This window comes from Pantoea sp. sgz302252, assembly GCF_047713085.1.
Lineage (GTDB): Bacteria > Pseudomonadota > Gammaproteobacteria > Enterobacterales > Enterobacteriaceae > Scandinavium.
Genome location: NZ_JBLFJW010000026.1, coordinates 61,779 through 86,065, shown reverse-complemented (window position 1 = coordinate 86,065; position 24,287 = coordinate 61,779). Strand labels below are relative to the sequence as shown.

The following is a 24,287-nucleotide window of genomic DNA, read 5'->3' as shown; positions in this document are numbered from 1 at the left end:
AATAAATATCCTCCGGCATAGCCGGAGGTTTTTCATATGCGCCTATAAGGCTCTGTCACCAGCAGCGCCCTAACAGGCGCATCACGATCTGACATTTGCATCTATGGATTACTTACGGCCCGTAAACGGGCTACCCGGATAGGGGATCGACAACTGCTCACCCATTTTATCCTCTTCCAGTTGGTGCTTTATGTATTCCTGTATCCTGGTCGTATTTTTTCCAACCGTATCAACGTAATACCCTCGGCACCAAAACTCCCTGTTACGGTATTTGAACTTCAAATCCCCAAATTGCTCATAAAGCATCAGGCTACTCTTGCCCTTCAGGTACCCCATAAAAGCCGATACACTCATTTTCGGCGGGATCTCCAGAAGCATGTGGATGTGATCCACACAACATTCCGCTTCAAGAATATTCACGTTTTTCCATTCGCACAGCTTTCTTAAGATACTGCCTATCGCTTTGCGTTTTTCACCGTAGAACACCTGTCTTCGGTACTTCGGCGCAAAAACTATGTGATATTTACAGTTCCATCGGGTGTGCGCTAAGCTCTTTTCGTCCCTCATTGGGACCCCCTTTTGATTTCTTGTTGAATGTTTGCAGTTGCCAGACCGCAACCTGTTTTAACAAATCAAAAGGGGTTTTTAGAACCGACTCAAAGCTGAAAGCTTTACTGAACCCCCAGCCTAGCTGGGGGTTTTCTGTGCACAACAAAAACGAGCCTGTAAAGGCCCGTTTTTGTCGTTTTGTGACTTACTGCACCGCAACAATACGGTCGTCTTTCACCATCAGCTTGACGGTTTTCCCCGGAATCAGCTCACCGGAAAGGATTTGCTGTGCCAGAGGGTTCTCGATTTGTTGCTGGATAGCTCGCTTCAGCGGACGCGCGCCATACACCGGGTCATAGCCGTTTGCGCTCAACAGAGCCAACGCATCATCTTCTATATGGACGTCATAACCTCGCTCTTCGAGGCGCTGATAGAGACGCTGCAGTTGGATCTTCGCAATGGAGGCGATATGTTTCTCACCCAACGGATGGAACACCACCACTTCATCAATACGGTTAATGAACTCCGGACGGAAGCTGTGGCTTACCACGCCAAGCACCAGATCCTTCATATGGCCGTAATCCAGTTCGCCGAAACGTTCCTGAATCAAATCGGAACCCAGGTTAGAAGTCATGATGACCACGGTGTTACGGAAATCGACCGTTCTCCCCTGCCCGTCTGTCAGACGACCATCGTCCAGCACCTGCAACAGAATGTTGAACACATCAGGATGCGCTTTCTCAACTTCATCCAGCAGAATCACCGAATAAGGACGGCGGCGAACAGCTTCAGTCAGATAGCCACCTTCTTCATAACCAACATATCCCGGAGGTGCACCCACCAGCCGTGAAACGGAGTGTTTCTCCATGAATTCTGACATGTCGATACGCACCATCGCGTCGTCACTGTCGAACATGAAGTTAGCCAGCGCCTTACACAGCTCTGTTTTACCCACACCGGTCGGCCCCAGGAAGAGGAATGAACCAATCGGGCGATTCGGGTCGGATAATCCTGCACGGCTACGGCGAATAGCGTTGGAAACCGCTTCTACTGCTTCATTCTGCCCAATTACCCGACTGTGCAATTCCTGCTCCATACGCAGCAGTTTGTCACGTTCACCTTCCAGCATTCTTGCTACCGGAATACCTGTCCAGCGCGCCAGTACATCTGCAATCTCCACGTCAGTCACGCGGTTTTTCAGCAGACGCATGGTTTTACCTTCAGACTGCGTGGCTATCGCCAGCTGTTTTTCCAGATCGGGGATTTTTCCGTACTGGAGTTCAGACATGCGAGCCAGGTCCCCAACGCGGCGAGCCTGTTCGATGGCGATTTTCGCCTCCTCAAGCTCAGCCTTGATGGTCTGAGTCCCGGAGAGGGAAGCTTTTTCTGCTTTCCACTCTTCTTCCAGCTCTGAATACTGACGTTCTTTATCGTCCAGTTCTTCATTAAGCATATCCAGGCGCTTGAGGCTGGCTTCATCTGACTCTTTCTTCAGCGCCTGCTGTTCCAGCTTGAGCTGAATGATTCGCCGATCCAGACGGTCAAGCTCTTCCGGCTTCGAGTCTATCTGCATACGGATGCTGGAGGCCGCTTCATCAATAAGGTCGATGGCTTTGTCCGGTAACTGGCGATCCGCAATATAACGATGCGACAGTGTGGCCGCCGCCACGATAGCCGGGTCCGTGATCTGCACATGGTGATGCAGTTCATAGCGCTCTTTCAGGCCACGCAGGATAGCGATGGTATCTTCCACAGAAGGCTCTGCGACAAACACCTTCTGGAAGCGACGTTCCAGAGCCGCATCTTTTTCGATGTACTGACGGTATTCATCCAGCGTCGTTGCGCCCACGCAGTGCAGTTCACCACGGGCCAGTGCAGGCTTCAGCATGTTGCCCGCATCCATGGCACCATCGGCTTTACCTGCGCCTACCATCGTGTGCAGTTCGTCGATAAACAGAATGACGTTGCCTTCCTGTTTCGCCAGATCGTTGAGCACGCCTTTAAGACGTTCTTCGAATTCACCACGATATTTCGCACCAGCCACCAACGCGCCCATATCCAGCGCCAGTACGCGGCGACCTTTCAGCCCTTCAGGCACTTCACCATTCACGATACGTTGGGCAAGACCTTCAACAATGGCCGTTTTACCCACGCCCGGTTCACCAATCAATACCGGGTTATTTTTGGTTCGACGCTGAAGTACCTGAATGGTGCGACGAATTTCTTCATCACGGCCAATCACCGGATCGAGCTTGCCTTGCTCGGCGCGCTCAGTCAGATCGAGTGTGTATTTTTTCAAAGCCTGACGTTGGTCTTCGGCTCCCTGATCGTTCACGCTTTCACCTCCGCGCATTTGTTCAGTCGCCTGGGTCACATTCGCGGTCGTGGCTCCGGCGGTTTTCAACAGGTCGGTCAGCGTGCCGCGTGATTCAAGCACCGCCAGAACAAACAATTCTGACGAGATAAAGTTATCCCCTCTCTTTTGCGCCAGCTTGTCGCAAAGGTTGAGCACCCGCACCAAATCCTGCGAAGGCTGCACATCGCCACCGGTGCCCTCAACCTGGGGTAAACGGCTCAATGCCTGATCGATGGCCGTGCGGAGCTGTCCGGCGTTAACGCCAGCAGAGGTTAATAATGGACGTACCGAACCGCCTTCCTGATTCAGAAGTGCGCTCATGAGATGAAGAGGTTCGATGAATTGGTTGTCGTGCCCGAGTGCGAGAGACTGGGCATCGGCGAGAGCAAGCTGGAATTTATTAGTAAGACGATCCAGACGCATAACTCCTCCCATAACAGGTCAAATTTGCTACTGGAGATTAAATGAGGTCATCCCTCAATTATTCAAGGTTAAAGACCTGGAGTTTATGAAAAATAAGCCAGCCTTCTGGATCGTCTTGATTCTTTAGGTTATATCAGCCAAATGAAACTTGCCATACGACCTGTCGTCCGATCGCGTCGATAAGAGAAAAAATCATCCTTTTCGCTTAGTGTGCAGCGATCGCCGCCGAAAACCTGCTGAACGCCGAGATTTGCCAGACACTGGCGTGCCAGTTGATAGATATCAGCATAGTATTTTTCGCCCGCAGGACGAAAAGCGAAGTCCGCTTTAGGATCTTTAGCTATAAACGCTTCGCGAACTTCGCCGCCCACTTCAAAAGCCGTGGGGCCAATGGCCGGCCCAAGCCAGGCCAGAATGTTTTCTGGCTTATCCTGAAAATGGCCGACTGTCGCTTCCAGAACGCCATCGCAAAGGCCGCGCCAGCCTGCATGAGCGGCGGCAACTTCTGTTCCAGCTTGATTACAGAACAGCACGGGAAGGCAGTCCGCTGTCATCACGGCGCAAACGAGTCCTGGTTTGTTGCTGTAAGAGGCGTCTGCACGTTTCGATTCGTACTCGCCGCCTGTCAGGGTCAACACGGCGTTGCCGTGAACCTGCTCAAGCCAGACTGGGCGTGATGGAAACGCTGCCGCTTCATAAAAGCGACGGCGATTTTCCTCTACCTGTTCCAGGTTATCCCCACAATGGGCGCCGAGATTGAGAGAATCGTAAGGCGGCAGGCTGACACCGCCTACCCGCGTTGAACTGCACGCCCCGACGCTCTCAGGCATCGGCCACTGAGGAGTGATAATCTTGGTCATAACCAGGCAACATCATCCTTATGTTCTTCGAAATCCGCACGCATCGCGGCAATCAAGTCGACCATATCCTGTGGGATAGGTGCATGCCATTCCATCTGGATCCCGGTAATCGGGTGATACAGACGAAGCATGATGGCGTGAAGGGCCTGACGGTCAAATTTGCGCAGCTCGGTGATGAACGCTTCGGAGGCCCCTTTCGGTGGACGTGGACGCCCACCATACAGCTGATCGCCCACCAGCGGATGCGTGATATGCGCCATATGCACACGGATTTGGTGCGTGCGGCCTGTTTCCAGACGCAGACGTAAACGCGTGTGAATACGGAAATGTTCCATGATGCGATAGTGCGTTACCGCCGGTTTACCCATCGGGTGAACGGACATGTGCGTACGTTTGGTCGGATGACGGCTGATCGGTTCTTCAACCGTCCCGCCTGCAGTCATGTGACCAATTGCTACCGCCTCATACTCACGCGTTATTTCACGCAGTTGCAGGGCTTCTACCAGGCGAGTCTGTGCGGGAACGGTTTTCGCCACCACCATCAAACCTGTGGTGTCCTTATCCAGACGATGCACGATACCTGCGCGAGGAACGTCCACAATCGGAGGATAATAGTGGAGCAGCGCATTCAAAATGGTGCCATCCGGGTTACCCGCGCCAGGATGCACAACCAAATCGCGCGGCTTGTTGATAACGAGGATGTCGTCATCTTCATACACGATATTGAGCGGGATATCCTGCGGCTCAAAACGAGCTTCTTCTTCGATTTCAGCATTGATGGCGACGCTTTCCCCACCCAACACTTTCTCTTTCGGCTTGTCGCAGATAACACCGTTAACCAGCACTCGCTGGTCAAGAATCCATTCTTTTATGCGCGAACGTGAATAATCCGGGAACATTTCGGCCAAAGCCTGATCTAAGCGTTGACCGAGTTGTTTTTCGGATACCGTTGCGGTGAGTTGTACAAGTTGTGCCATAGACAGCTTCTTCGTTTAACGTTGGGTTTTACGGCTTCGCCGTATAATATAGTGTGCTATTGTAGCTGGTCTTAATCGGGAGCAGGAATGATAATCTCCCGCATAAACATTCTGAGGAAAGTCAAAACGTCATGACGCGCATGAAATACCTGGTGGCCCTTGCCACACTGAGCCTGGCTTTGGCGGGTTGCTCCGGCTCAAAGGAAGAGGTGCCTGATAGCCCGCCAAATGAAATCTACGCGACTGCTCAACAAAAGTTGCAGGACGGTAACTGGAAACAGGCGATAACGCAACTGGAAGCGTTGGATAACCGCTATCCATTTGGCCCGTACTCTCAGCAGGTGCAGTTGGATCTGATTTATGCGTATTACAAAAATGCCGATCTGCCGCTTGCTCAGGCTGCTATCGATCGTTTTATGCGTCTGAACCCGACCCATCCAAACATCGACTACGTCATCTATATGCGTGGCCTGACCAACATGGCGCTGGATGACAGTGCACTGCAAGGCTTCTTTGGCGTTGATCGTTCAGACCGCGATCCGCAGCATGCTCGCGATGCGTTCAACGACTTCACTAAGCTGGTACGTGGTTATCCGCAGAGCCAGTATTCGTCCGATGCCTACAAACGTATGGTGTTCCTGAAAGATCGCCTGGCGAAGTATGAGCTATCGGTCGTGGATTATTACACTGACCGTGGTGCATGGGTCGCCGTAGTGAACCGCACAGAAGGCATGCTGCGTGACTTCCCGGATACGCAAGCGACTCGTGATGCGCTGCCGAAGATGGAAAAAGCTTACCGCGAAATGCAGATGAACGCGCAAGCGGATAAAGTGGCAAAAATCATTGCCGCCAACGGAAGCAAAACCAGCGGGTAATGTGCTCTGTTGATAAAAAAACGGCAGCCCAGTGGGTTGCCGTTTTTTTATGCAATTCAGTATTAAGCTGAAGCGGTTTAGCGCTGACGCATCTCATCAACTATGGCTCTATTTTGCCACTTCCTCAAGTAAAAAATCCCCTGTTCCTGTCCTGTCTCACAAAATGCATGAGTTGACAAAAAGTGACAAAAATACGTGATTTGCATCACGCTTTTTGACATTGGGACAGGTATGCTGGAATCACCAAGACGGGAAAGACAAGAGGTAAAATTTATGACAATGAACATTACCAGTAAACAAATGGAAATTACTCCGGCTATCCGCCAGCATGTCACAGACCGTCTCGCCAAACTTGAAAAATGGCAAACTCAACTGATTAATCCCCATATCATTCTGTCCAAAGAGCCACAGGGTTTTGTTGCCGATGCGACCATGAATACCCCGAACGGACATCTGGTTGCCAGCGCTCGTCACGATGATATGTACACTGCCATTAACGAATTGATCAACAAGCTGGAAAGGCAGCTCAATAAAGTGCAACACAAAGGGGAAGCACGTCGCGCCAACGCATCGGTGAAAGACGTCAACTTCGTTGAACAAGTTGAACAAGAGTAATCCTTAACATCTGTGTTAATCCAACGCGCCTCCGGGCGCGTTTTTTCGTTTAACAACGAAGGAAAAAGCGTGGTTTTTCCTTCGCTGTGGTTATCAGCCGAAAATCAATAAATTGATTTTCCCGTTTTCTATCCGATGCCCTATGCTGCTTCGCGATGATACAAAGCTTGTCATCTGTCTTAGCGCGCCTCCGGGCGCGTTTTTTGTGTCCGGCCGCTTTTGCGGTTGACAGCATGAAAACAGTACGGTTACTTTAACTACACTGTCTCAAGGAAACCCTGATGAAAATTGTTCCGTTCTTCTTCGCATTCTTTTTTACCTTCCCCTGAATGGGAGGCGTTTCGTCGTGTGATAAAGAATGCGAAGACGAACAATAAGGCCTCCCACACCGGGGGGCCTTTTTTATTGATAACAAGAAAGGCGACATTATGACTGCGGAAAACCCGTTACTGGCTCTGCGCGATAAGATAAGCGCACTGGATGAAAAATTGCTTTCTCTGCTGGCAGAACGCCGTGGGCTAGCGGTAGAAGTAGGCAAAGCCAAACTCCTGTCACACCGTCCTGTACGTGATATCGACAGAGAGCGCGATCTGCTTGAACGTCTGATCACCCTAGGGAAGACTCATCACCTTGACGCACATTACATTACTCGTCTGTTCCAGCTGATCATCGAGGATTCAGTTCTCACCCAGCAGGCACTGTTGCAACAGCATCTGAATAAAATAAATCCACACTCAGCCCGCGTCGCCTTCCTCGGTCCAAAAGGTTCTTACTCGCACCTTGCTGCGCGTCAGTATGCCGCGCGTCATTTCGAGCAATTTATTGAAAGCGGTTGCGCTAAGTTCGCTGATATCTTTAATCAGGTTGAAACCGGGCAAGCTGATTACGCGGTCGTGCCGATTGAAAACACCAGCTCTGGTGCCATTAACGATGTCTACGATCTGCTCCAGCACACCAGTCTGTCTATCGTGGGTGAAATGACGATCCCGATTGATCACTGCGTTCTGGTTTCGGGTTCGACGGATCTGGATAACATTGAAACGGTATACAGCCACCCGCAACCTTTCCAGCAGTGCAGCCAGTTCCTCAACCGCTATCCGCACTGGAAAATCGAGTACACCGAGAGCACCTCTGCAGCGATGGAGAAAGTGGCCGAAGCTAACTCCCCTCACGTTGCCGCACTGGGCAGCGAAGCCGGTGGCGGCTTGTATGGTTTACAAGTGCTTGAACGCAACCTGGCTAACCAGACGCAAAACATTACCCGCTTCATCGTGCTGGCTCGCAAAGCAATTGATGTTTCCGATCAGGTTCCTGCCAAAACCACGCTGCTGATGGCAACGGGCCAGCAAGCCGGTGCGCTGGTAGAAGCCCTGCTGGTATTGCGAAATCACAATCTGATCATGACCAAACTCGAATCCCGCCCGATTTATGGCAACCCGTGGGAAGAGATGTTTTATCTGGATATCCAGGCGAATCTGGAATCGGACACAATGCAAAAAGCATTGAAAGAGCTGGGTGAAATCACCCGCTCCATGAAGGTGCTTGGCTGCTATCCAGGTGAAAATGTGGTGCCGGTCGACCCGGCTTAAGCCCCCACAAAAGGCAATTTCTTCATTCCTGCCACGCTGACTGGCAGGGTGAAGATGGCACCTGATAACGGAGAGTGTTTCACCTCTTCCGCGCTCATATTTTCGCGAGTGGTGGTGATGAACAACGTTTTCATCTCTTCCCCGCCAAAGCAGACCATCGTCGGGCAGCGCACCGGCAAACGGTGCTCTTCAAGTATTTTGCCCTCAGGCGAAAAACGCACAACGCGCCAGCCATCAAACATAGCACTCCAGTAACAGCCTTCTTCATCTACCGCAGCACCATCCGGAATGCCTTCTCCGGCTGAAAACTGATGGAAAACTTCTCGTTTACCCGGCTCGCCTTGCTCGTCCAGCGGCGTGCGATAGATAACCCCGTTCGGCGTATCCGAGGTGTACATCCATTTTTTATCGGCACTAAACGCCAGGCCATTTGCTCCGTGAATATCGCACTGGATAACTTTCGGTTTCAGTTGATTATCGACCCGCACCAATAATGCACCGTTATAATCGCCAGGCCCCCAAAACGTTCCCGCGTAGAAACGCCCATCACGATCGGTTCCGCCGTCATTGAAACGCGCCAGTTGGGGATTGCCTGGATTATCGCAAATTTTGCGAACCAGCAGACCATGCTTATCGCTTAACCAGATGGCGCTGCGCAACGCCACGATAAAGCCCCCGTTTTCTCGCAGCGCAAAACAGCCAACTTCTTCAGGAAATTGCAGAACCTGATGGTCGCCGCTTCGCAGATCGTAACGGTGAATTTCATACTCGAGGATATCGGCCCAATAGAGCGCCTGTTCGGACTCACTCCAGGTGGGGCATTCCGGCAGATGACCGGTGTAATCAAACAACACTTCTGGCTGTGCCATGATCGTTTCCCTATAAAAAAAGCCAGCGGGTTCCCCCTCTGGCTTTTGAGTATAAACAGTTTTTTTATTGCCGACTGTCGTTGGCCTGGCGTAGCAGCGTCCGGCTTTCGCTTTGGAAACGCTGGGCGTAATCCCCAAACCAGTGCTCAACCTTACGGAAGCTATCGATAAAGGCTTGTTTATCCCCTTGTTCCAGCAGGCCAATCGCCTCACCAAAACGTTTGTAGTAACGCTTGATCAGCTGAATGTTACTCGGCGAAGACATAATAATATCGGCGTAGAGCTGCGGATCCTGCGCAAACAGGCGACCCACCATCGCCAGTTCAAGACGGTAAATCGGTGATGACAGCGCCAGCAGTTGCTCAAGCTGAACGTTCTCTTCCGCCAGATGCAAGCCATACGCGAAAGTGGCAAAGTGGCGCAACGCCTGAATGAGCGCCATATTCTGGTCGTGTTCAACGGCACTGGTGCGATGCAAACGCGCCCCCCAAACCTGAATTTGCTCCAGGAACCACTGGTAGGCTTCCGGCTGCCGGCCATCACAATAAACCACAACCTGCTTCGCAAGACTGCCACTGTCCGGTCCAAACATGGGGTGCAAACCTAAAACCGGCCCATTATGCACCGCCAGCATGGCCTGTAAAGGCACCTCTTTCACGGAGGCTAAATCCACCAGAATACAGTCAGCTGGCAGCTTTGGCAGTTTCTCGATGATCTGCGCGGTCATATGAATCGGCACACTGACAATGACCATACCCGCATCGGCCACCAGATCTTCGGCTCGCGCCCAGTCTTCTTTCTCAAGAATGCGAACCTGATAGCCGGACAGCGTCAGCATCTTCTCGAACAGACGCCCCATCTGACCACCGCCGCCAACAATCACCACCGGGCGCAGCTGCGGGTAAAGGGTTTTGAAGCCTTTGTCATTTTCGCTGGAGTAGGACTCGCGCATCACACGACGAAGCACATCTTCAATCAGATCAGGCGGAACCCCCATCGCGGCCGCGTCCTGGCGGCGTGAGGCCAGCATGGATGCCTCACGCTCAGGCACATAAATGGGCAAGCCGTACTTACTTTTGACTTCCCCAACTTCAGCCACCAGCTCCAGACGGCGCGCCAGTAATCCCAGCAGCGCCTTGTCTACTTCATCGATTTGATCGCGCAGTGCGGTCAGTTCAGCAACCATAAATTCCTCTTACGCCAGACGAGCCGCAAGCTGACCACGTAAATCTTTGTCCAGTTCACGCAGCAGGGCGTCCGTCGTTTCCCAGCTAATGCAGGCATCAGTGACCGACACGCCGTACTTCATGTCGCAACGTGGTTGTTCGGAAGACTGATTACCTTCATGGATGTTACTTTCAATCATCAGACCAATAATGGAACGATTACCGTCTTTAATTTGTGCCACCACGGATTCTGCCACGGCAGGCTGACGACGGTAGTCTTTATTGGAGTTACCATGACTGCAATCTACCATCAGAGCCGGTTTCAGTCCTGCCTGTTCCATCTCTTTTTCGCACTGCGCAACGTCTGCCGGGCTGTAGTTTGGCGCTTTACCACCGCGCAGGATCACGTGACCATCCGGGTTACCCTGAGTTTGCAGCAAGCAAACCTGACCAGCCTGGTTGATCCCGACAAAGCGATGCGGCATCGCTGCAGCACGCATGGCGTTGATGGCCGTCGCCAGACTACCGTCGGTGCCGTTTTTAAAGCCAACCGGCATTGAGAGACCAGACGCCATCTCGCGGTGAGTCTGGGATTCAGTAGTACGTGCGCCAATTGCAGACCAGCTGAACAGATCACCCAGGTACTGCGGACTGTTCGGATCGAGCGCTTCGGTCGCCAGCGGGAGGCCCATGCTGACCAGCTCAACCAGTAAACGACGCGCAATTTTCAGACCGCCTTCCACATCAAACGAGCCATCCATGTGCGGATCGTTGATAAGCCCCTTCCAGCCTACCGTGGTGCGTGGTTTTTCAAAATAGACGCGCATCACCAGGTAGAGGCTATCGCTGACCTCTGCGGCAAGAGCTTTAAATCGACGAGCGTATTCAATCGCCGCTTCCGGATCGTGAATGGAACACGGCCCGCATACCACCAGCAGGCGCGGGTCGCGGCCAGCAATGATATTGGAAAGGGTCTGACGAGAATCGGCAATCTGGGCTTCCTGAGCGGCGGTCAGCGGGAACTCCGCTTTCAGCACTTCAGGGGTGATCAGAACGTGTTCGTCGGAGATATGTACGTTGTTCAGCGCGTCTTTTTGCATGATGGCGATCCTGTATAGCTCGTTTGCGATAATTGGGTTCCTCACTGAGGATGGGTTAACGATATCACACGCGGTAAAGATTTCAATCCATAATCCGTAAATTTTAATTTACAGATGGCATTTAAATGGCATTTTCCTTACGCAAAGTCGTAAACAAAACATTCCACTCGCGATGCCCAGCGGCTACGCTATGCTGAAAGCATTGATTCGGAGGTCATGATGAAACCCTTTCTGTGCGCTCTGTTACTCCTTCTGTTAAGTGGCTGCAAACTCGATCCTTACGCCGATATGCCCAAAGGCGCAACCGACTGGTATGGCGAGGGCATCGATGACGGGCGAACGGGCGTCAAACCCCGCAGCGATGATAGGCTTGCCAACGATTTGGACGATCCGAAGGTCAATCGTCCACTGTATCTTAAGGGTTATGCTGTCGGCCTCGAAGATATCTGTCAGGCACATCTGTTGTACGGCTGGGGGGTTTCCGGGAAGATTTATCCAGAAGGGTGTGACAGTAAAACCAACGCCAAAGAATTACGAGAAGCCTGGGATAAAGGCATGAAAGAAGGCGCACAATCGACGTTACTGCGTTGAGGTTAAACACTGGCAGCCCATCACGAAGTAACTGGTCAGACATAAAAAAAGGGCCAGCCTTTCGGCCAGCCCTTTTTATCTGGATGTCGCGTTAGCGAGATCTTAGTTAAGACGCTCTTTGATACGAGCAGACTTACCAGTACGCTCACGCAGGTAGTACAGTTTAGCTTTACGAACGGCACCACGGCGTTTAACAGCAATGCTGTCTACAACTGGAGAGTGAGTCTGGAAGACACGCTCAACACCTTCGCCGTTGGAAATTTTACGAACAGTGAATGCAGAGTGCAGACCGCGGTTACGAATAGCGATAACCACGCCCTCGAATGCCTGCAGACGTTTTTTGGAACCTTCAACAACCCATACTTTCACTTCCACGGTATCACCTGGACGGAAGGAAGGTACGTCCTGCTTCATCTGCTCTTGTTCAATTTGCTTAATAATGTTGCTCATAATTTAATCTCTTATCCTGGGTAAACTGATAATTGGGGGCTTACGCCTCACCATCATGTTTATGTTGCTGTTGTGCGTGTTCCCGTTGGAACTCCGCCAGCAACCTTGCTTGCTCTTCAGTCAGAGCCAGGTTTTCCAGAAGTTCAGGTCTTCTAAGCCAGGTCCGGCCCAGCGACTGCTTCAGACGCCAGCGACGTATCTCAGCATGGTTGCCTGACAGTAACACTGCCGGGACATCCATCCCTTCTAACACTTCAGGGCGGGTGTAGTGTGGACAGTCCAGCAATCCATCAGCAAAGGAATCTTCCGTTGCTGAAGCTTCATGGCCCAGTACCCCCGGAATGAACCGGGAAACGGAGTCAATCAGCGTCATTGCTGGTAACTCACCACCGCTGAGAACGTAATCGCCGATAGACCATTCTTCGTCAATCTCGGTTTGAATCACGCGCTCATCTATCCCTTCATAGCGACCGCACACCAGAATCAATTTTTGACTCGTTGCCAGTTCGCTGACGCCTGCTTGATCAAGCTTGCGTCCCTGAGGTGAAAGATAAATCACCTTTGCGCCTTCACCTGCCGCGGCTTTTGCTGCATGAATGGCATCCCGTAAGGGTTGCACCATCATTAACATCCCCGGTCCGCCACCGTAAGGACGATCGTCCACGGTACGGTGCCGGTCATGAGCGAAATCACGAGGACTCCAGCTCTGGATGTTCAGCAGGCCATTTTTTACTGCCCGGCCAGTTACCCCGTAGTCGGTAATCGCGCGAAACATTTCTGGAAACAGGCTAACGACACCAATAAACACAAGCCTTCCCCATCATGTCGTCTTTTACCGGTAATCCGGAGGTCTTAAAAACCAGGATCCCAATCTACTTCAATGGTTTGAGTAGTGAGATCGACTTTCTTGATAACCTGCCCATCGAGGAACGGAACCAACCGCTCCTTGATACCAAACGCATCTTTCAAGTTTGCTTTAATGACGAGAACGTCATTTGACCCGGTTTCCATCATGTCGATGACTTTACCGAGATCATAGCCTTCAGTGGTCACGACCTGGCAGCCCATAAGGTCTTTCCAGTAATACGTGCCATCATCCAGCGCCGGCAACTGCGAGGAATCCACGACAATTTCACAATTGGTCAGCAGATTCGCGGCATCCCGATCTTCAATGCCTTTCAGCTTGATGATCAGATCCTGATTGTGGTGACGCCAGCTTTCCAGCTCGACTTCTTGCCACTGACCCGCCTTCTGGATTAACCAGGGCTGATAGTCAAAAATGCTTTCGGCGTCTTCGGTGGAGGAAAACACTCTGAGCCAACCACGAATACCGTAGGAAGAACCCATTTTACCAACCACGATAGGATCGGCTGGGGCTTTCGCGGTGAGTTGCTTGCTCATCATGACCACCGTGACAGATTAAGCTGCTTTGTTTGCTGCTTTGATAAGCGTAGCAACGCGATCGGAAACAGTAGCGCCCTGGCCAACCCAGTGAGCGATACGATCCAGATCCAGGCGAGTTTCTTCTTCTGCACCGCTAGCCAGTGGGTTGAAGAAACCAACGCGCTCGATGAAGCGACCGTTGCGTGCATTACGGCTATCAGTAACGACAACCTGGTAGAACGGACGCTTTTTTGCGCCGTGACGTGCTAAACGAATAGTTACCATAACATCCTCTTGTGTGAATAAAACACCGGGCCCCATCGAGGGACGGAGCCCGGTGTCATATTAAAAGCCCGAAAATTTTACTCATTTCGGCGCAAAAAGCAATCTCAGACTGACGGCAAACCTCATTCAGACCAAAAAACGAGCAAATACCACCAAATAAAAATAAGGAAAATCAATTCATTGATTTTCGGCTGCTTTCGGCAAAGAAGGAAAAACCACGTTTTTTCCTTCTTTGTCAGTCACATGAATCTCTAAAGCGAATTAACGGCCCGGAAAGCCCGGCGGCATCATGCCTTTCATACCGCGCATCATCTTCGCCATGCCGCCCTTCTTCATTTTCTTCATCATGCGCTGCATGTCGTCGAACTGTTTCAGAAGGCGGTTAACGTCCTGCACCTGCATGCCACAACCTGCGGCGATACGGCGTTTGCGGGAACCTTTGATGATGTCCGGGTTGGCGCGTTCTTTCAGGGTCATGGAGTTGATAATCGCCTCCATACGCACCAGCACTTTGTCGTCCATCTGTGCTTTAACGTTGTCCGGAATCTGGCCCATGCCAGGCAGCTTGCCCATCAGGCTTGCCATTCCGCCCATGTTTTTCATCTGACGCAGTTGCTCAAGGAAATCGGTCAGGTCGAAACCATCGCCTTTCTTAAGCTTATTCGCCAGCTTCTCAGCCTGTGCGCGGTCAACTTTGCTTTCGATATCTTCGATAAGCGAAAGGACGTCACCCATACCAAGGATACGGGAGGCAATACGGTCCGGGTGGAACGGCTCCAGCGCTTCGGTTTTCTCGCCGACGCCGAGGAATTTAATCGGCTTACCGGTGATATGGCGAATCGACAGCGCAGCACCACCGCGGGCGTCACCGTCCACTTTGGTCAGTACAACACCCGTCAGCGGCAGTGCTTCGTTAAAGGCTTTCGCGGTATTCGCGGCATCCTGACCGGTCATCGCATCGACGACGAACAGGGTTTCTACCGGATTGATAGACGCATGGACCTGTTTGATTTCGTCCATCATCGCTTCGTCGACGTGCAAACGACCGGCGGTATCCACCAGCAGTACGTCGTAGAACTTCAGCTTCGCTTCTTTCAGCGCCGCGTTAACGATATCCACTGGCTTCTGCGCAACGTCGGACGGGAAGAAATCCACGCCAACCTGCTCAGCCAATGTTTCCAGCTGTTTGATTGCTGCCGGACGGTAAACGTCCGCGGAGACAACCAGCACTTTTTTCTTGTGCTTTTCACGCAGGAACTTACCCAGTTTACCGACGCTGGTCGTTTTACCGGCACCTTGCAGGCCCGCCATCAGCACCACGGCTGGCGGCTGAGCGGCGAGGTTGAGCACCTGGTTCTCTTCGCCCATCGCCGAAACCAGTTCGTTACGAACGATTTTGACGAACTCCTGACCCGGGGTCAGGCTCTTGTTGACTTCATGACCCACCGCGCGCTCTTTCACGCGGTTGATGAATTCACGCACGACTGGCAGCGCCACGTCGGCTTCGAGCAACGCCATGCGCACTTCGCGCAGCGTGTCTTTAATATTGTCTTCGGTAAGGCGTCCGCGGCCGCTGATGTTGCGCAGCGTACGCGACAAACGATCGGTTAAATTATCAAACATTGTCTCTCGCCTGAGGTGGAAACGTTCGGTCGCAGCTCGCGACACAGTCACAGAATTTTGCCGGAGTATAACACGACACACCCCGAGTTGTGATGCAACGGTTGGAGCATACGTCGCGTGACGTTATACTGCTTCTCTTTCAACCATGCCGACAACAACATCTCTATGCCTGTTTTTGCACTGCTCGCGCTCGTCGCCTATTCCATCAGCCTCGCGCTGATCATCCCTGCCCTGCTGCAAAAAAACAGCGGCTGGCGGCGCATGGCTATACTTTCTGCGGTGATTGCGCTGGTGTGTCACGCCTTTGCGCTGGAAGCAAGAATTTTGCCAGGCGGTGAGAACGGACAAAACCTCAGCCTGTTGAACGTCGGTTCGCTTGTCAGCCTGATGATTTGTACGGTGATGACCATTGTGGCGTCCCGCAATCGCGGCTGGCTGCTTCTGCCTATCGTCTACACGTTTGCGCTGATTAACCTCGCCTTCGCGACGTTTATGCCCAACGAGTTCATCACGCATCTGGAAGCGACTCCAGGCATGATGGTGCATATTGGCCTGTCGCTGTTTGCTTACGCGACATTAATCATTGCAGCCTTGTATGCCCTGCAACTGGCATGGATTGATTATCAACTTAAGCACAAAAAGCTGGCCTTCAGCAGCGAAATGCCGCCGCTGATGAGCATTGAGCGCAAGATGTTTCACATCACGCAGGTCGGCGTTGTTCTGCTCACTTTGACCCTGTGTACCGGTTTGTTTTATCTGCACAACCTGTTCAGTGTGGAAAATATCGATAAAGCGGTCCTTTCCATCATCGCGTGGTTTGTCTATATCGTGTTGTTATGGGGTCATTATCATGAAGGCTGGCGAGGACGCCGCGTGGTGTGGTTTAACGTCGCGGGTGCAGGATTGTTAACGCTGGCCTACTTTGGCAGCCGCGTTCTGCAGCAGTTTGTCAGCTAAGACTTAAAGGAATCTCCGTTGGAACATATCTCAACCACGACGCTCATCATCACGCTTGTCGTCATGGTTTTTATTTCTGCCTACTTCTCTGGTTCGGAAACCGGGATGATGACGCTCAACCGCTACAAGCTGCGTCATATGGCAAAACAGGGCAACAGCGCGGCCAAACGTGTCGAAAAACTGCTGCGTAAGCCAGACCGCCTGATTAGCCTCGTGCTGATTGGCAACAACCTCGTCAATATTCTTGCCTCCGCGCTGGGCACCATTGTTGGGATGCGTTTGTACGGCGATGCTGGTGTGGCTATCGCGACCGGCGTTCTGACGTTCGTGGTGCTGGTCTTTGCGGAAGTCCTGCCAAAAACTATCGCCGCGCTGTACCCGGAAAAAGTGGCTTATCCCAGTAGTTTTCTGTTAGTCCCGTTGCAAGTGCTGATGATGCCGCTGGTGTGGTTGCTCAACACCATTACCCGCATTCTGATGCGGATGATGGGCATCAAAACCGAAACGTCGATCAGCGCCGCGCTCAGCAAAGACGAGCTGCGCACAATTGTGAACGAGTCGCGCTCGCAAATCTCTCGCCGCAATCAGGATATGCTGCTGTCGGTGCTGGATCTGGAAAAAGTCAGCGTTGACGACATCATGGTGCCGCGAAACGAAATCGTCGGCATTGATATTAACGACGACTGGAAGTCCATCGTTCGTCAGCTCACCCACTCGCCGCACGGGCGAATTGTGCTCTACAGAGACTCGCTCGACGATGCCATCAGCATGCTGCGCGTGCGCGAAGCTTATCGCCTGATGACCGAGAAAAAAGAGTTTACCAAAGAGATCCTGCTGCGCGCCGCGGATGAAATCTATTACGTGCCTGAAGGCACGCCACTCAGCACCCAACTGGTCAAATTCCAGCGCAATAAAAAGAAAGCCGGTCTGGTCGTCGATGAATACGGCGATATCCAGGGCCTGGTTACCGTTGAAGATATTCTGGAAGAGATAGTCGGTGATTTCACCACCTCGATGTCACCTTCACTGGCGGAAGAAGTCACACCGCAAAACGACGGATCTGTCATTATTGACGGTACCGCCAACGTGCGTGAACTGAACAAAGCCTTCAACTGGCATTTTCCGGAAGATGAAGCCCGCACCATCAACGGCGTGATTCTGGAAGCGCTGGAAGAAATCCCGGCCATTGGCACACGCGTGCGCATCAACCAGTTCGATATCGATATTCTCGACGTTCAGGACAACATGATTAAGCAGGTGAAAGTGGTGCCGGTGAAATCAATTCGGGAAAGTGCTTCTGAATAAACTGCGTTCCTCTCCCCGGGCGGGGAGAGGAAAAGACGAGGCTTATGCCTTCGCTTTCGCGACGGAAACCATCGCCGCGCGAAGGGTACGCCCGTTCAGGGTATAACCCTTCTGCATCACCATCAGCACGTTACCCGCAGCAACCTCTTCCGATTCAACCATCGCAATCGCCTGGTGAACGTTCGGGTCCATTGGCACGTTAATGTCGCCGACCACTTCCACACCGTACTTACGCACCACGTCGAGCATGGATTTCAGCGTCAGTTCGATACCTTCCACCATTGGCGCCATCTCTGGATTGGCTTTATCAGCCACTTCCAGCGCGCGGTCAAGGCTATCGATAACCGGCAGCAGGTCATTGACGAACTTCTCAAGGGCAAACTTGTGCGCCTTTTCAACGTCCTGCTCGGTACGACGACGCAGGTTTTCCATCTCGGCTTTAACACGCAGCACACCATCGCGCTCACGCGTCTGCACTTCCTCTAACTGAGCTTCCAGATTCGCAATTTTCTCATCGCGCGGATCCACCTGCTCAGCAGAAGTATCAGACTCTACGGCCTCGACTTCATCATGCTGGTCCGTGATAATTTCTTCCGGGGCTTGCCCCTCAGGCGTTTTCTGTTCTTTACTACTCATGAATTTCTCCGCGTTTTTTGGTAATCACTCGCTGACTTCGCTTATTATGGGGATCGCGCTGCGGGATTCAAGGGAAGCAGACACATTGTCATCATTCATTCGGCACAAGGACCTCCAGAAAATGAATAATCATTTCAAGTGTATCGGTATTGTCGGCCATCCCCGCCATCCGACCGCGCTCACTACACATGAAATGCTGTATCGCTGGCTGTGTACCAAAGGCTACGATGTCATTGTCGAGCAACAAATTGCCCGCGAGCTGCAGCTGAAAAACGTCGCGACCGGGACACTGGCGGAAATTGGCCAGCAGGCCGATCTGGCGGTCGTTGTCGGCGGCGACGGCAACATGCTAGGCGCCGCACGAACGCTGGCGCGCTATGACATTAAAGTCATCGGCATTAACCGTGGCAATCTTGGCTTCCTGACCGATCTCGACCCGGATAACGCTCAACAGCAGCTGGCAGATGTCCTTGAAGGCCACTATATCACCGAGAAGCGCTTTCTGCTTGAAGCCCAGGTTTGCCAGCATGACTGCCAAAAACGCATCAGCACCGCCATCAACGAAGTAGTGCTTCATCCCGGCAAAGTGGCGCACATGATTGAATTCGAAGTGTATATCGATGAAGTATTTGCATTCTCACAGCGTTCAGATGGCTTGATTATCTCCACGCCGACAGGCTCCACAGCCTATTCGCTTTCTGCTGGCGGCCCCATTCTGACACCATCTTTAGATGCGATAACACTGGTGCCCATGTTCCCGCATACTCTCACGGCACGCCCGTTGGTCATCAACAGCAGCAGTACCATCCGCCTGCGCTTTGCTCATCCACGCAATGACCTGGAAATCAGCTGCGACAGCCAAATTGCCCTGCCTATTCAGGAAGGCGAAGATGTGCTGATTCGTCGCTGCGACTACCATCTCAACTTAATCCATCCTAAAGACTACAACTATTTCAACACGTTGAGCTCAAAGCTCGGCTGGTCAAAAAAATTGTTCTGATTTCGGATTCGCCTCTTTACTGTATAAAAAACCAGTTTATACTGTATTAAATCACAGTTATGGTTTTTCATACAGGAAGACGGCTATGTTGGCACAACTGACCATCAGCAATTTTGCAATCGTACGCGAACTTGAAATCGATTTTCATAGCGGTATGACGGCCATCACTGGGGAAACCGGGGCCGGTAAATCCATTGCGATAGATGCCCTCGGGTTGTGCCTGGGTGGCCGCGCGGAAGGCGACATGGTTCGAGCAGGCGCTAACCGGGCCGATCTCTGCGCCCGCTTCGCCCTGAAAGACACCCCTGCCGCACTGCGCTGGCTGGAAGCCAATCAGCTTGAAGACGGGCGTGAGTGTTTACTTCGCCGGGTAATCAGCAGCGATGGCCGTTCCCGTGGCTTTATTAACGGCACTGCCGTGCCGCTATCGCAATTGCGCGAGCTGGGTCAGTTGCTGATCCAAATCCATGGCCAGCATGCCCACCAGCAGCTTGTCAAACCTGAGCAGCAAAAAACCCTGCTTGATGGCTATACCGGTGAGTACGTGCTCACTCAGCGCATGGCCGAACACTACCGTCAATGGCATCAAAGCTGCCGTGATCTGGCGCAGCATCAACAACAGAGTCACGAACGCGCCGCGCGTGCAGAACTCCTGCAATACCAGCTTAAAGAACTGAATGAATTCCAGCCTCAGGCAGGCGAATTTGAACAGATAGATGAAGAGTACAAGCGCCTTGCAAACAGCGGCCAACTGCTGAGCACCAGCCAACAGGCGCTGAATCTGCTGGCCGATGGCGAAGATGCCAACCTGCAAAGCCAGCTCTACAGTGCCCGTCAAATGGTGACCGAGTTAACCGGCATGGACAGCAAACTTTCAGGTGTTCTGGAGATGCTGGAAGAAGCCGCTATTCAGCTCAGTGAAGCCAGCGACGAGCTCCGTCACTACTGCGACAGATTAGATCTCGACCCGAACCGTCTGTTCGAGCTCGAACAGCGCATCTCGCGTCAGATAGCGCTGGCGCGTAAGCACCACGTTAGCCCTGAAGAATTGCCCGCATTCCATCAATCTCTGCTGGATGAACAACAGCAGCTTAACGATCAGGCCGACTCACTGGAAACGCTGAGCCTCGCAGTGAATAAACATCATCAGCAGGCACTGGAAACCGCGCAGCAACTGCATACCGTACGCATGGCCAGCGCCGCTGAGCTGGCCGGGCTTATCACGGAAAGCATGCATCTGCTTTCCATGCCACACGGCAAGTTCACCATTGAAGTGAAATTCGAGGAGAACCACCTCACTGCCGAAGGGGCCGATCGCATTGAGTTTCGCGTCACCACTAACCCAGGCCAGCCGTTACAGCCTATTGCCAAAGTGGCTTCCGGCGGTGAATTGTCACGTATCGCGCTTGCCATTCAGGTGATTACGGCACAGAAAATGGAAACCCCGGCGCTGATTTTCGATGAGGTCGATGTTGGGATCAGCGGGCCAACCGCTGCGGTGGTGGGTAAATTGCTGCGCCAATTGGGCGATTCGACACAGGTCATGTGCGTCACACATTTGCCGCAAGTGGCGGGCTGTGGTCATCATCACTTCTATGTCAGCAAAGAAACCGACGGCGAAATGACTGAAACCCATATGCAACCGCTGGATAAACGCGCCCGCTTGCAAGAACTGGCGCGCCTGCTCGGCGGGAGTGAAGTCACCCGTAACACGCTGGCAAACGCCAAAGAGTTGCTGGCGGCATAAACTTTTTCGCAATCTGAGAGTCTCAGTTCACAACAAAAAAACGCCAACAGACCAGACGACAAGGTTTTAATGTGATGAAAGGTCTATTATCATCGTCAAATTACAATTGAGCCGTGAACTGCTCGGGCCCGAAAAGGAATGAAATCACTATGCGCTGTAAAATGCTGACTGCTGCCGCAGCGGTTCTTCTGATGTTGACCGCAGGCTGTTCCACTCTGGAGCGAGTGGTTTACCGTCCTGACATCAGCCAGGGTAACTACCTGGCCCCTAACGACGTAGCCAAGATTCGTGTCGGCATGACGCAGCAGCAAGTTGCCTATGCTCTGGGTACGCCAATGATGTCCGATCCGTTCGGGACCAATACCTGGTTCTACGTGTTCCGCCAGCAGCCAGGCCACGAGAAAGTGACCCAGCAGACGCTGACGCTCACCTTCAACAGCAGCGGCGTGTTGACCAATATCGACAACAAGCCTGCTCTGACCGGCAATAACTAAGCCGAAAGTCGAAAAAAAAGCGCTCACTGAGCGCTTTTTTATTGTCCAGAACAGACTCCACTGTCTTCTGTCAGGTGGCGCTGCGCTAACCCGGCCTCAAACAATTCACTCCACAGAAATCGTCTTTTGTAGGCCCGCGCAAACGAAGTGCCGCCGGGCGCGGCTGGATTGCTGTCAGGTGGCGCTGCGCTTACCTGACCTACAAACAATTTCACTCCACAGAAATCGTCCTTTGTAGGCCCGCGCAAACGAAGTGCCGCCGGGCGGGGCTGGATTGCTGTCAGGTGGCGCTACGCTTACCTGACCTACAAACAATTTCGCACCACAGAAATCGTCCTTTGTAGGCCCGCGCAAACGAAGTGCCGCCGGGCGGGGCTGGATTTCTGTCAGGTGGCGCTGCGCTTACCTGACCTACAAACAATTTCACTCCACAGAAATCGTCCTTTGTAGGCCCGCGCAAACGAAGTGCCGCCGGGCGGGGCTGGATTGCTGTCAGGTGGCGCTACGCTTACCTGACCTACAAACAATTCACTCCACAGAAATCGTCTTTTGTAGGCCCGCGCAAACGAAGTGCCGCCGGGCGGGGCTGGATTGCTGTCAGGTGGCGCTGTGCTAACCTGATCTGTGAATGGCAGACGCAAGTGGCGCGATGTCGATTACTTCCCTGCTTTTTCTGCTCTCTGGCGACGTAATGCTTTTGGATCGGCAATCAGCGGCCGATAGATTTCCACTCGATCGCCGTCATGAACCTCGTCCTGCAGCTTTACCGCACGGCTCCAGATGCCGACTTTATTGCTACTGAGATCAATATCAGTGCGCAGCTTTAGCAAGCCGCTGGCAACGATCGCTTGCTCTACGGTTGCACCCTCTTCCAGCATCACTTTATGCAGATACTGCTTTTCCGGCAGCGCATAAATCACTTCCACCGCCATCTTAGCCGACACTGTAGACCTCTTTCGCGCGGGTGGTGAAGGCCTGCACCATGTTCGACACCAGCTCTTTAAAGATGCGACCAAACGCCATCTCAATCAGCTTATTGGTGAATTCAAAATCGAGATGAAATTCAATTTTGCAGGCATCGCTGCTCAGCGGTGTGAATTTCCAGCCGCCGATCAGTTTTTTGAACGGACCATCAACCAGATGCATCAAAATACTTTGATTGCTGGTCAGGGTGTTCCGGGTGGTGAACGTTTTGCTGATCCCCGCTTTTGACACATCCACCGCGGCGGTCATTTGTGTCGGCCCGGCTTCCAGCACCCGGCTGCCAGTGCAACCTGGAAGAAAAGCAGGATACGCATCCACATCGTTCACTAGTTGGTACATCTGTTCCGCACTGTAGGGCACCAGCGCAGTACGACTAATCTGAGGCATAGCAATTTCCACTCTCTGTTCTGGCACAAATAATATCATTTATCCCCTGTTAAAAAAAACGCTGTGCCACAACTCGTGCTAAGATAGGCCATTGCGCCTCGCGGGAGGATTGAGGCAAGGTACAGATAAAGATGACTTCAGGACACTATGACTAAGAAAAAAGCCCACAAACCTGGATCAGCCACCATCGCGCTGAATAAACGCGCCCGTCACGAATACTTTATCGAAGACGAATACGAAGCTGGTCTTGCCCTGCAAGGATGGGAAGTAAAATCTCTGCGCGCTGGCAAAGCCAACATCGGTGACAGCTATGTGATCCTCAGAGATGGCGAAGCGTATTTGTTTGGCGCCAACTTTACCCCGATGGCGGTGGCTTCCACGCACTACGTCTGCGATCCCACGCGTACCCGCAAGCTGCTGCTGAATCAGCGCGAACTCGACGCCCTGTATGGCCGCATTAACCGTGAAGGTTACACCGTGGTTGCACTTTCCCTGTACTGGAAAAATGCCTGGTGCAAAGTGAAAATTGGTGTGGCGAAGGGTAAGAAACAGCACGACAAGCGTACTGACCTCAAAGATCAGGAATGGGCTCGCGACAAAGCTCGTATCATGAAGCACGCAGGCCGCTAAGCCCTGCATGTGCGTTCTGTTCCGGCAGCACCGAGTAACGCTGTCGGAACACACTCTCCCTTCATTAATCTTTCACTCCCTCCATGAGTAATAATTACATCCAGTCATTAACCATCGCAAAATAAATAGTTTGGCGGAGATTATTCATTTATTCCAGAATATATCATGCAATCAGTAGCGCTACTTATTATGGGTTATTTATTACCGCTATTTCATTGCGATCGCATAAAAACAGCCGATACCAAAAGAAAAATACGCTATTCATCACAGTTATCGGCCGTGCAAATCATTAGCCATGGTAATCATTCTCATTATGGGTCTGTATTTTTTGATTTTGGTTGTGGCAGTCATAATCTCCATATTTCAAGCAATTAAACTCAAACCCTACCAGGTTTAACCGCCCTGATGCCAACAGACAGGTCAGATGGTCTCAGCC

General features: G+C 52.2%; 26 protein-coding genes and 1 other annotated feature. Of the genes, 11 read left to right on the top strand and 15 right to left on the bottom strand.

Features of this window, described 5'->3' with window-relative positions; genetic code table 11:
• Positions 1 to 108: 108 nt before the first annotated feature.
• The 4 genes from tnpA to rluD all read right to left on the bottom strand — a co-directional run bounded on the left by tnpA (position 109) and on the right by rluD (position 5,165).
• Complete coding sequence (gene tnpA, locus ACLW56_RS18430) at positions 109 to 567, bottom strand: IS200/IS605 family transposase (protein ID WP_330981770.1); 459 nt, start codon at positions 565 to 567, stop codon at positions 109 to 111.
• Positions 568 to 754: 187 nt separating this feature from the next.
• Positions 755 to 3,328 carry an ATP-dependent chaperone ClpB gene (gene clpB, locus ACLW56_RS18425; protein ID WP_330985181.1) on the bottom strand — a complete coding sequence of 858 codons (2,574 nt, stop codon included), beginning with the start codon at positions 3,326 to 3,328 and terminating at the stop codon, positions 755 to 757.
• A 128-nt stretch (positions 3,329 to 3,456) separates the two neighbouring features.
• Positions 3,457 to 4,188 carry a purine nucleoside phosphorylase YfiH gene (gene yfiH, locus ACLW56_RS18420; RefSeq protein ID WP_330985180.1) on the bottom strand — a complete coding sequence of 244 codons (732 nt, stop codon included), beginning with the start codon at positions 4,186 to 4,188 and terminating at the stop codon, positions 3,457 to 3,459.
• Positions 4,185 to 5,165: a 23S rRNA pseudouridine(1911/1915/1917) synthase RluD gene (gene rluD, locus ACLW56_RS18415; protein WP_330985179.1), complete on the bottom strand. Its 981-nt coding sequence runs from the start codon at positions 5,163 to 5,165 to the stop codon at positions 4,185 to 4,187. Before rluD ends, yfiH begins: the two co-directional genes overlap by 4 nt.
• 131 nt (positions 5,166 to 5,296) lie before the next feature.
• On the opposite strand from rluD, the gene bamD reads away from it, so the two are divergent.
• The 4 genes from bamD to pheA all read left to right on the top strand — a co-directional run bounded on the left by bamD (position 5,297) and on the right by pheA (position 8,244).
• The gene (gene bamD, locus ACLW56_RS18410; protein ID WP_330985178.1) at positions 5,297 to 6,040 is read left to right on the top strand and encodes an outer membrane protein assembly factor BamD; all 744 of its coding nucleotides are present in this window, start codon (positions 5,297 to 5,299) and stop codon (positions 6,038 to 6,040) included.
• A 273-nt stretch (positions 6,041 to 6,313) separates the two neighbouring features.
• A complete protein-coding gene (gene raiA, locus ACLW56_RS18405; RefSeq protein WP_330985177.1) occupies positions 6,314 to 6,655 on the top strand; it encodes a ribosome-associated translation inhibitor RaiA in 342 nt (113 codons plus the stop codon).
• Positions 6,656 to 6,935: 280 nt separating this feature from the next.
• Positions 6,936 to 7,061: a sequence feature (Phe leader region), on the top strand.
• Positions 6,937 to 6,984: a pheA operon leader peptide PheL gene (gene pheL, locus ACLW56_RS18400; protein WP_110512077.1), complete on the top strand. Its 48-nt coding sequence runs from the start codon at positions 6,937 to 6,939 to the stop codon at positions 6,982 to 6,984. It overlaps the preceding feature by 48 nt.
• Before the next feature lie 22 nt (positions 7,062 to 7,083).
• Positions 7,084 to 8,244: a bifunctional chorismate mutase/prephenate dehydratase gene (gene pheA, locus ACLW56_RS18395; protein WP_330985176.1), complete on the top strand. Its 1,161-nt coding sequence runs from the start codon at positions 7,084 to 7,086 to the stop codon at positions 8,242 to 8,244.
• On the opposite strand, the gene ACLW56_RS18390 is transcribed toward pheA, so the two are convergent.
• From ACLW56_RS18390 to aroF, 3 genes are all read right to left on the bottom strand, one after another.
• Positions 8,241 to 9,113 (bottom strand): SMP-30/gluconolactonase/LRE family protein, encoded by an 873-nt coding sequence (locus tag ACLW56_RS18390; protein WP_330985175.1) that lies wholly within the window; start codon positions 9,111 to 9,113, stop codon positions 8,241 to 8,243. The two genes, pheA and ACLW56_RS18390, sit on opposite strands and share 4 nt — an antisense overlap.
• Positions 9,114 to 9,177: 64 nt before the next feature.
• Positions 9,178 to 10,299, bottom strand: a complete 1,122-nt coding sequence (gene tyrA / locus ACLW56_RS18385; RefSeq protein ID WP_330985174.1) for a bifunctional chorismate mutase/prephenate dehydrogenase — start codon at positions 10,297 to 10,299, stop codon at positions 9,178 to 9,180.
• 9 nt (positions 10,300 to 10,308) lie between these two features.
• Positions 10,309 to 11,379 carry a 3-deoxy-7-phosphoheptulonate synthase AroF gene (gene aroF / locus ACLW56_RS18380; protein WP_330985173.1) on the bottom strand — a complete coding sequence of 357 codons (1,071 nt, stop codon included), beginning with the start codon at positions 11,377 to 11,379 and terminating at the stop codon, positions 10,309 to 10,311.
• Positions 11,380 to 11,595: 216 nt separating this feature from the next.
• On the opposite strand from aroF, the gene ACLW56_RS18375 reads away from it, so the two are divergent.
• Positions 11,596 to 11,970 carry a DUF2799 domain-containing protein gene (locus ACLW56_RS18375; RefSeq protein ID WP_330985172.1) on the top strand — a complete coding sequence of 125 codons (375 nt, stop codon included), beginning with the start codon at positions 11,596 to 11,598 and terminating at the stop codon, positions 11,968 to 11,970.
• Between the two features lie 102 nt (positions 11,971 to 12,072).
• Here the strand turns inward: ACLW56_RS18375 and rplS are convergent, their stop codons facing one another.
• The 5 genes from rplS to ffh all read right to left on the bottom strand — a co-directional run bounded on the left by rplS (position 12,073) and on the right by ffh (position 15,711).
• A complete protein-coding gene (rplS, locus tag ACLW56_RS18370) occupies positions 12,073 to 12,420 on the bottom strand; it encodes a 50S ribosomal protein L19 (RefSeq protein WP_006178051.1) in 348 nt (115 codons plus the stop codon).
• A 40-nt stretch (positions 12,421 to 12,460) separates the two neighbouring features.
• Positions 12,461 to 13,228 carry a tRNA (guanosine(37)-N1)-methyltransferase TrmD gene (trmD, locus tag ACLW56_RS18365; protein ID WP_330985171.1) on the bottom strand — a complete coding sequence of 256 codons (768 nt, stop codon included), beginning with the start codon at positions 13,226 to 13,228 and terminating at the stop codon, positions 12,461 to 12,463.
• Positions 13,229 to 13,272: 44 nt separating this feature from the next.
• Positions 13,273 to 13,821 carry a ribosome maturation factor RimM gene (rimM, locus tag ACLW56_RS18360; protein ID WP_330985170.1) on the bottom strand — a complete coding sequence of 183 codons (549 nt, stop codon included), beginning with the start codon at positions 13,819 to 13,821 and terminating at the stop codon, positions 13,273 to 13,275.
• 18 nt (positions 13,822 to 13,839) lie between these two features.
• Positions 13,840 to 14,088, bottom strand: a complete 249-nt coding sequence (gene rpsP, locus ACLW56_RS18355) for a 30S ribosomal protein S16 (protein ID WP_022649067.1) — start codon at positions 14,086 to 14,088, stop codon at positions 13,840 to 13,842.
• Positions 14,089 to 14,349: 261 nt separating this feature from the next.
• Positions 14,350 to 15,711 (bottom strand): signal recognition particle protein, encoded by a 1,362-nt coding sequence (gene ffh / locus ACLW56_RS18350; protein ID WP_330985169.1) that lies wholly within the window; start codon positions 15,709 to 15,711, stop codon positions 14,350 to 14,352.
• A 165-nt stretch (positions 15,712 to 15,876) separates the two neighbouring features.
• Here ffh and ACLW56_RS18345 point away from each other — a divergent pair, with 165 nt between their 5' ends.
• Both ACLW56_RS18345 and ACLW56_RS18340 read left to right on the top strand, forming a co-directional pair.
• Positions 15,877 to 16,668, top strand: coding sequence for an inner membrane protein YpjD (locus tag ACLW56_RS18345; protein ID WP_330985168.1), 792 nt, complete (start codon positions 15,877 to 15,879; stop codon positions 16,666 to 16,668).
• A gap of 18 nt (positions 16,669 to 16,686) precedes the next feature.
• Positions 16,687 to 17,973 carry an HlyC/CorC family transporter gene (locus ACLW56_RS18340; RefSeq protein ID WP_330985167.1) on the top strand — a complete coding sequence of 429 codons (1,287 nt, stop codon included), beginning with the start codon at positions 16,687 to 16,689 and terminating at the stop codon, positions 17,971 to 17,973.
• A gap of 42 nt (positions 17,974 to 18,015) precedes the next feature.
• Here the strand turns inward: ACLW56_RS18340 and grpE are convergent, their stop codons facing one another.
• On the bottom strand, positions 18,016 to 18,609 hold the full coding sequence (gene grpE, locus ACLW56_RS18335; RefSeq protein ID WP_330985166.1) for a nucleotide exchange factor GrpE: 594 nt from the start codon (positions 18,607 to 18,609) through the stop codon (positions 18,016 to 18,018).
• A gap of 121 nt (positions 18,610 to 18,730) precedes the next feature.
• On the opposite strand from grpE, the gene nadK reads away from it, so the two are divergent.
• From nadK to bamE, 3 genes are all read left to right on the top strand, one after another.
• Positions 18,731 to 19,609: an NAD(+) kinase gene (gene nadK, locus ACLW56_RS18330; RefSeq protein WP_330985165.1), complete on the top strand. Its 879-nt coding sequence runs from the start codon at positions 18,731 to 18,733 to the stop codon at positions 19,607 to 19,609.
• 85 nt (positions 19,610 to 19,694) lie between these two features.
• Positions 19,695 to 21,356 (top strand): DNA repair protein RecN, encoded by a 1,662-nt coding sequence (recN, locus tag ACLW56_RS18325; protein WP_330985164.1) that lies wholly within the window; start codon positions 19,695 to 19,697, stop codon positions 21,354 to 21,356.
• Between the two features lie 149 nt (positions 21,357 to 21,505).
• Complete coding sequence (bamE, locus tag ACLW56_RS18320; protein ID WP_330985163.1) at positions 21,506 to 21,850, top strand: outer membrane protein assembly factor BamE; 345 nt, start codon at positions 21,506 to 21,508, stop codon at positions 21,848 to 21,850.
• Positions 21,851 to 22,506: 656 nt separating this feature from the next.
• Here bamE and ACLW56_RS18315 read toward each other — a convergent pair.
• Positions 22,507 to 22,782, bottom strand: coding sequence for an RnfH family protein (locus tag ACLW56_RS18315; RefSeq protein ID WP_415377948.1), 276 nt, complete (start codon positions 22,780 to 22,782; stop codon positions 22,507 to 22,509).
• 1 nt (position 22,783) lies between these two features.
• Complete coding sequence (locus tag ACLW56_RS18310) at positions 22,784 to 23,221, bottom strand: type II toxin-antitoxin system RatA family toxin (protein WP_330985161.1); 438 nt, start codon at positions 23,219 to 23,221, stop codon at positions 22,784 to 22,786.
• A 147-nt stretch (positions 23,222 to 23,368) separates the two neighbouring features.
• Here ACLW56_RS18310 and smpB point away from each other — a divergent pair, with 147 nt between their 5' ends.
• A complete protein-coding gene (smpB, locus tag ACLW56_RS18305; protein ID WP_330985160.1) occupies positions 23,369 to 23,851 on the top strand; it encodes an SsrA-binding protein SmpB in 483 nt (160 codons plus the stop codon).
• The last annotated feature ends 436 nt before the right edge of the window (positions 23,852 to 24,287 follow it).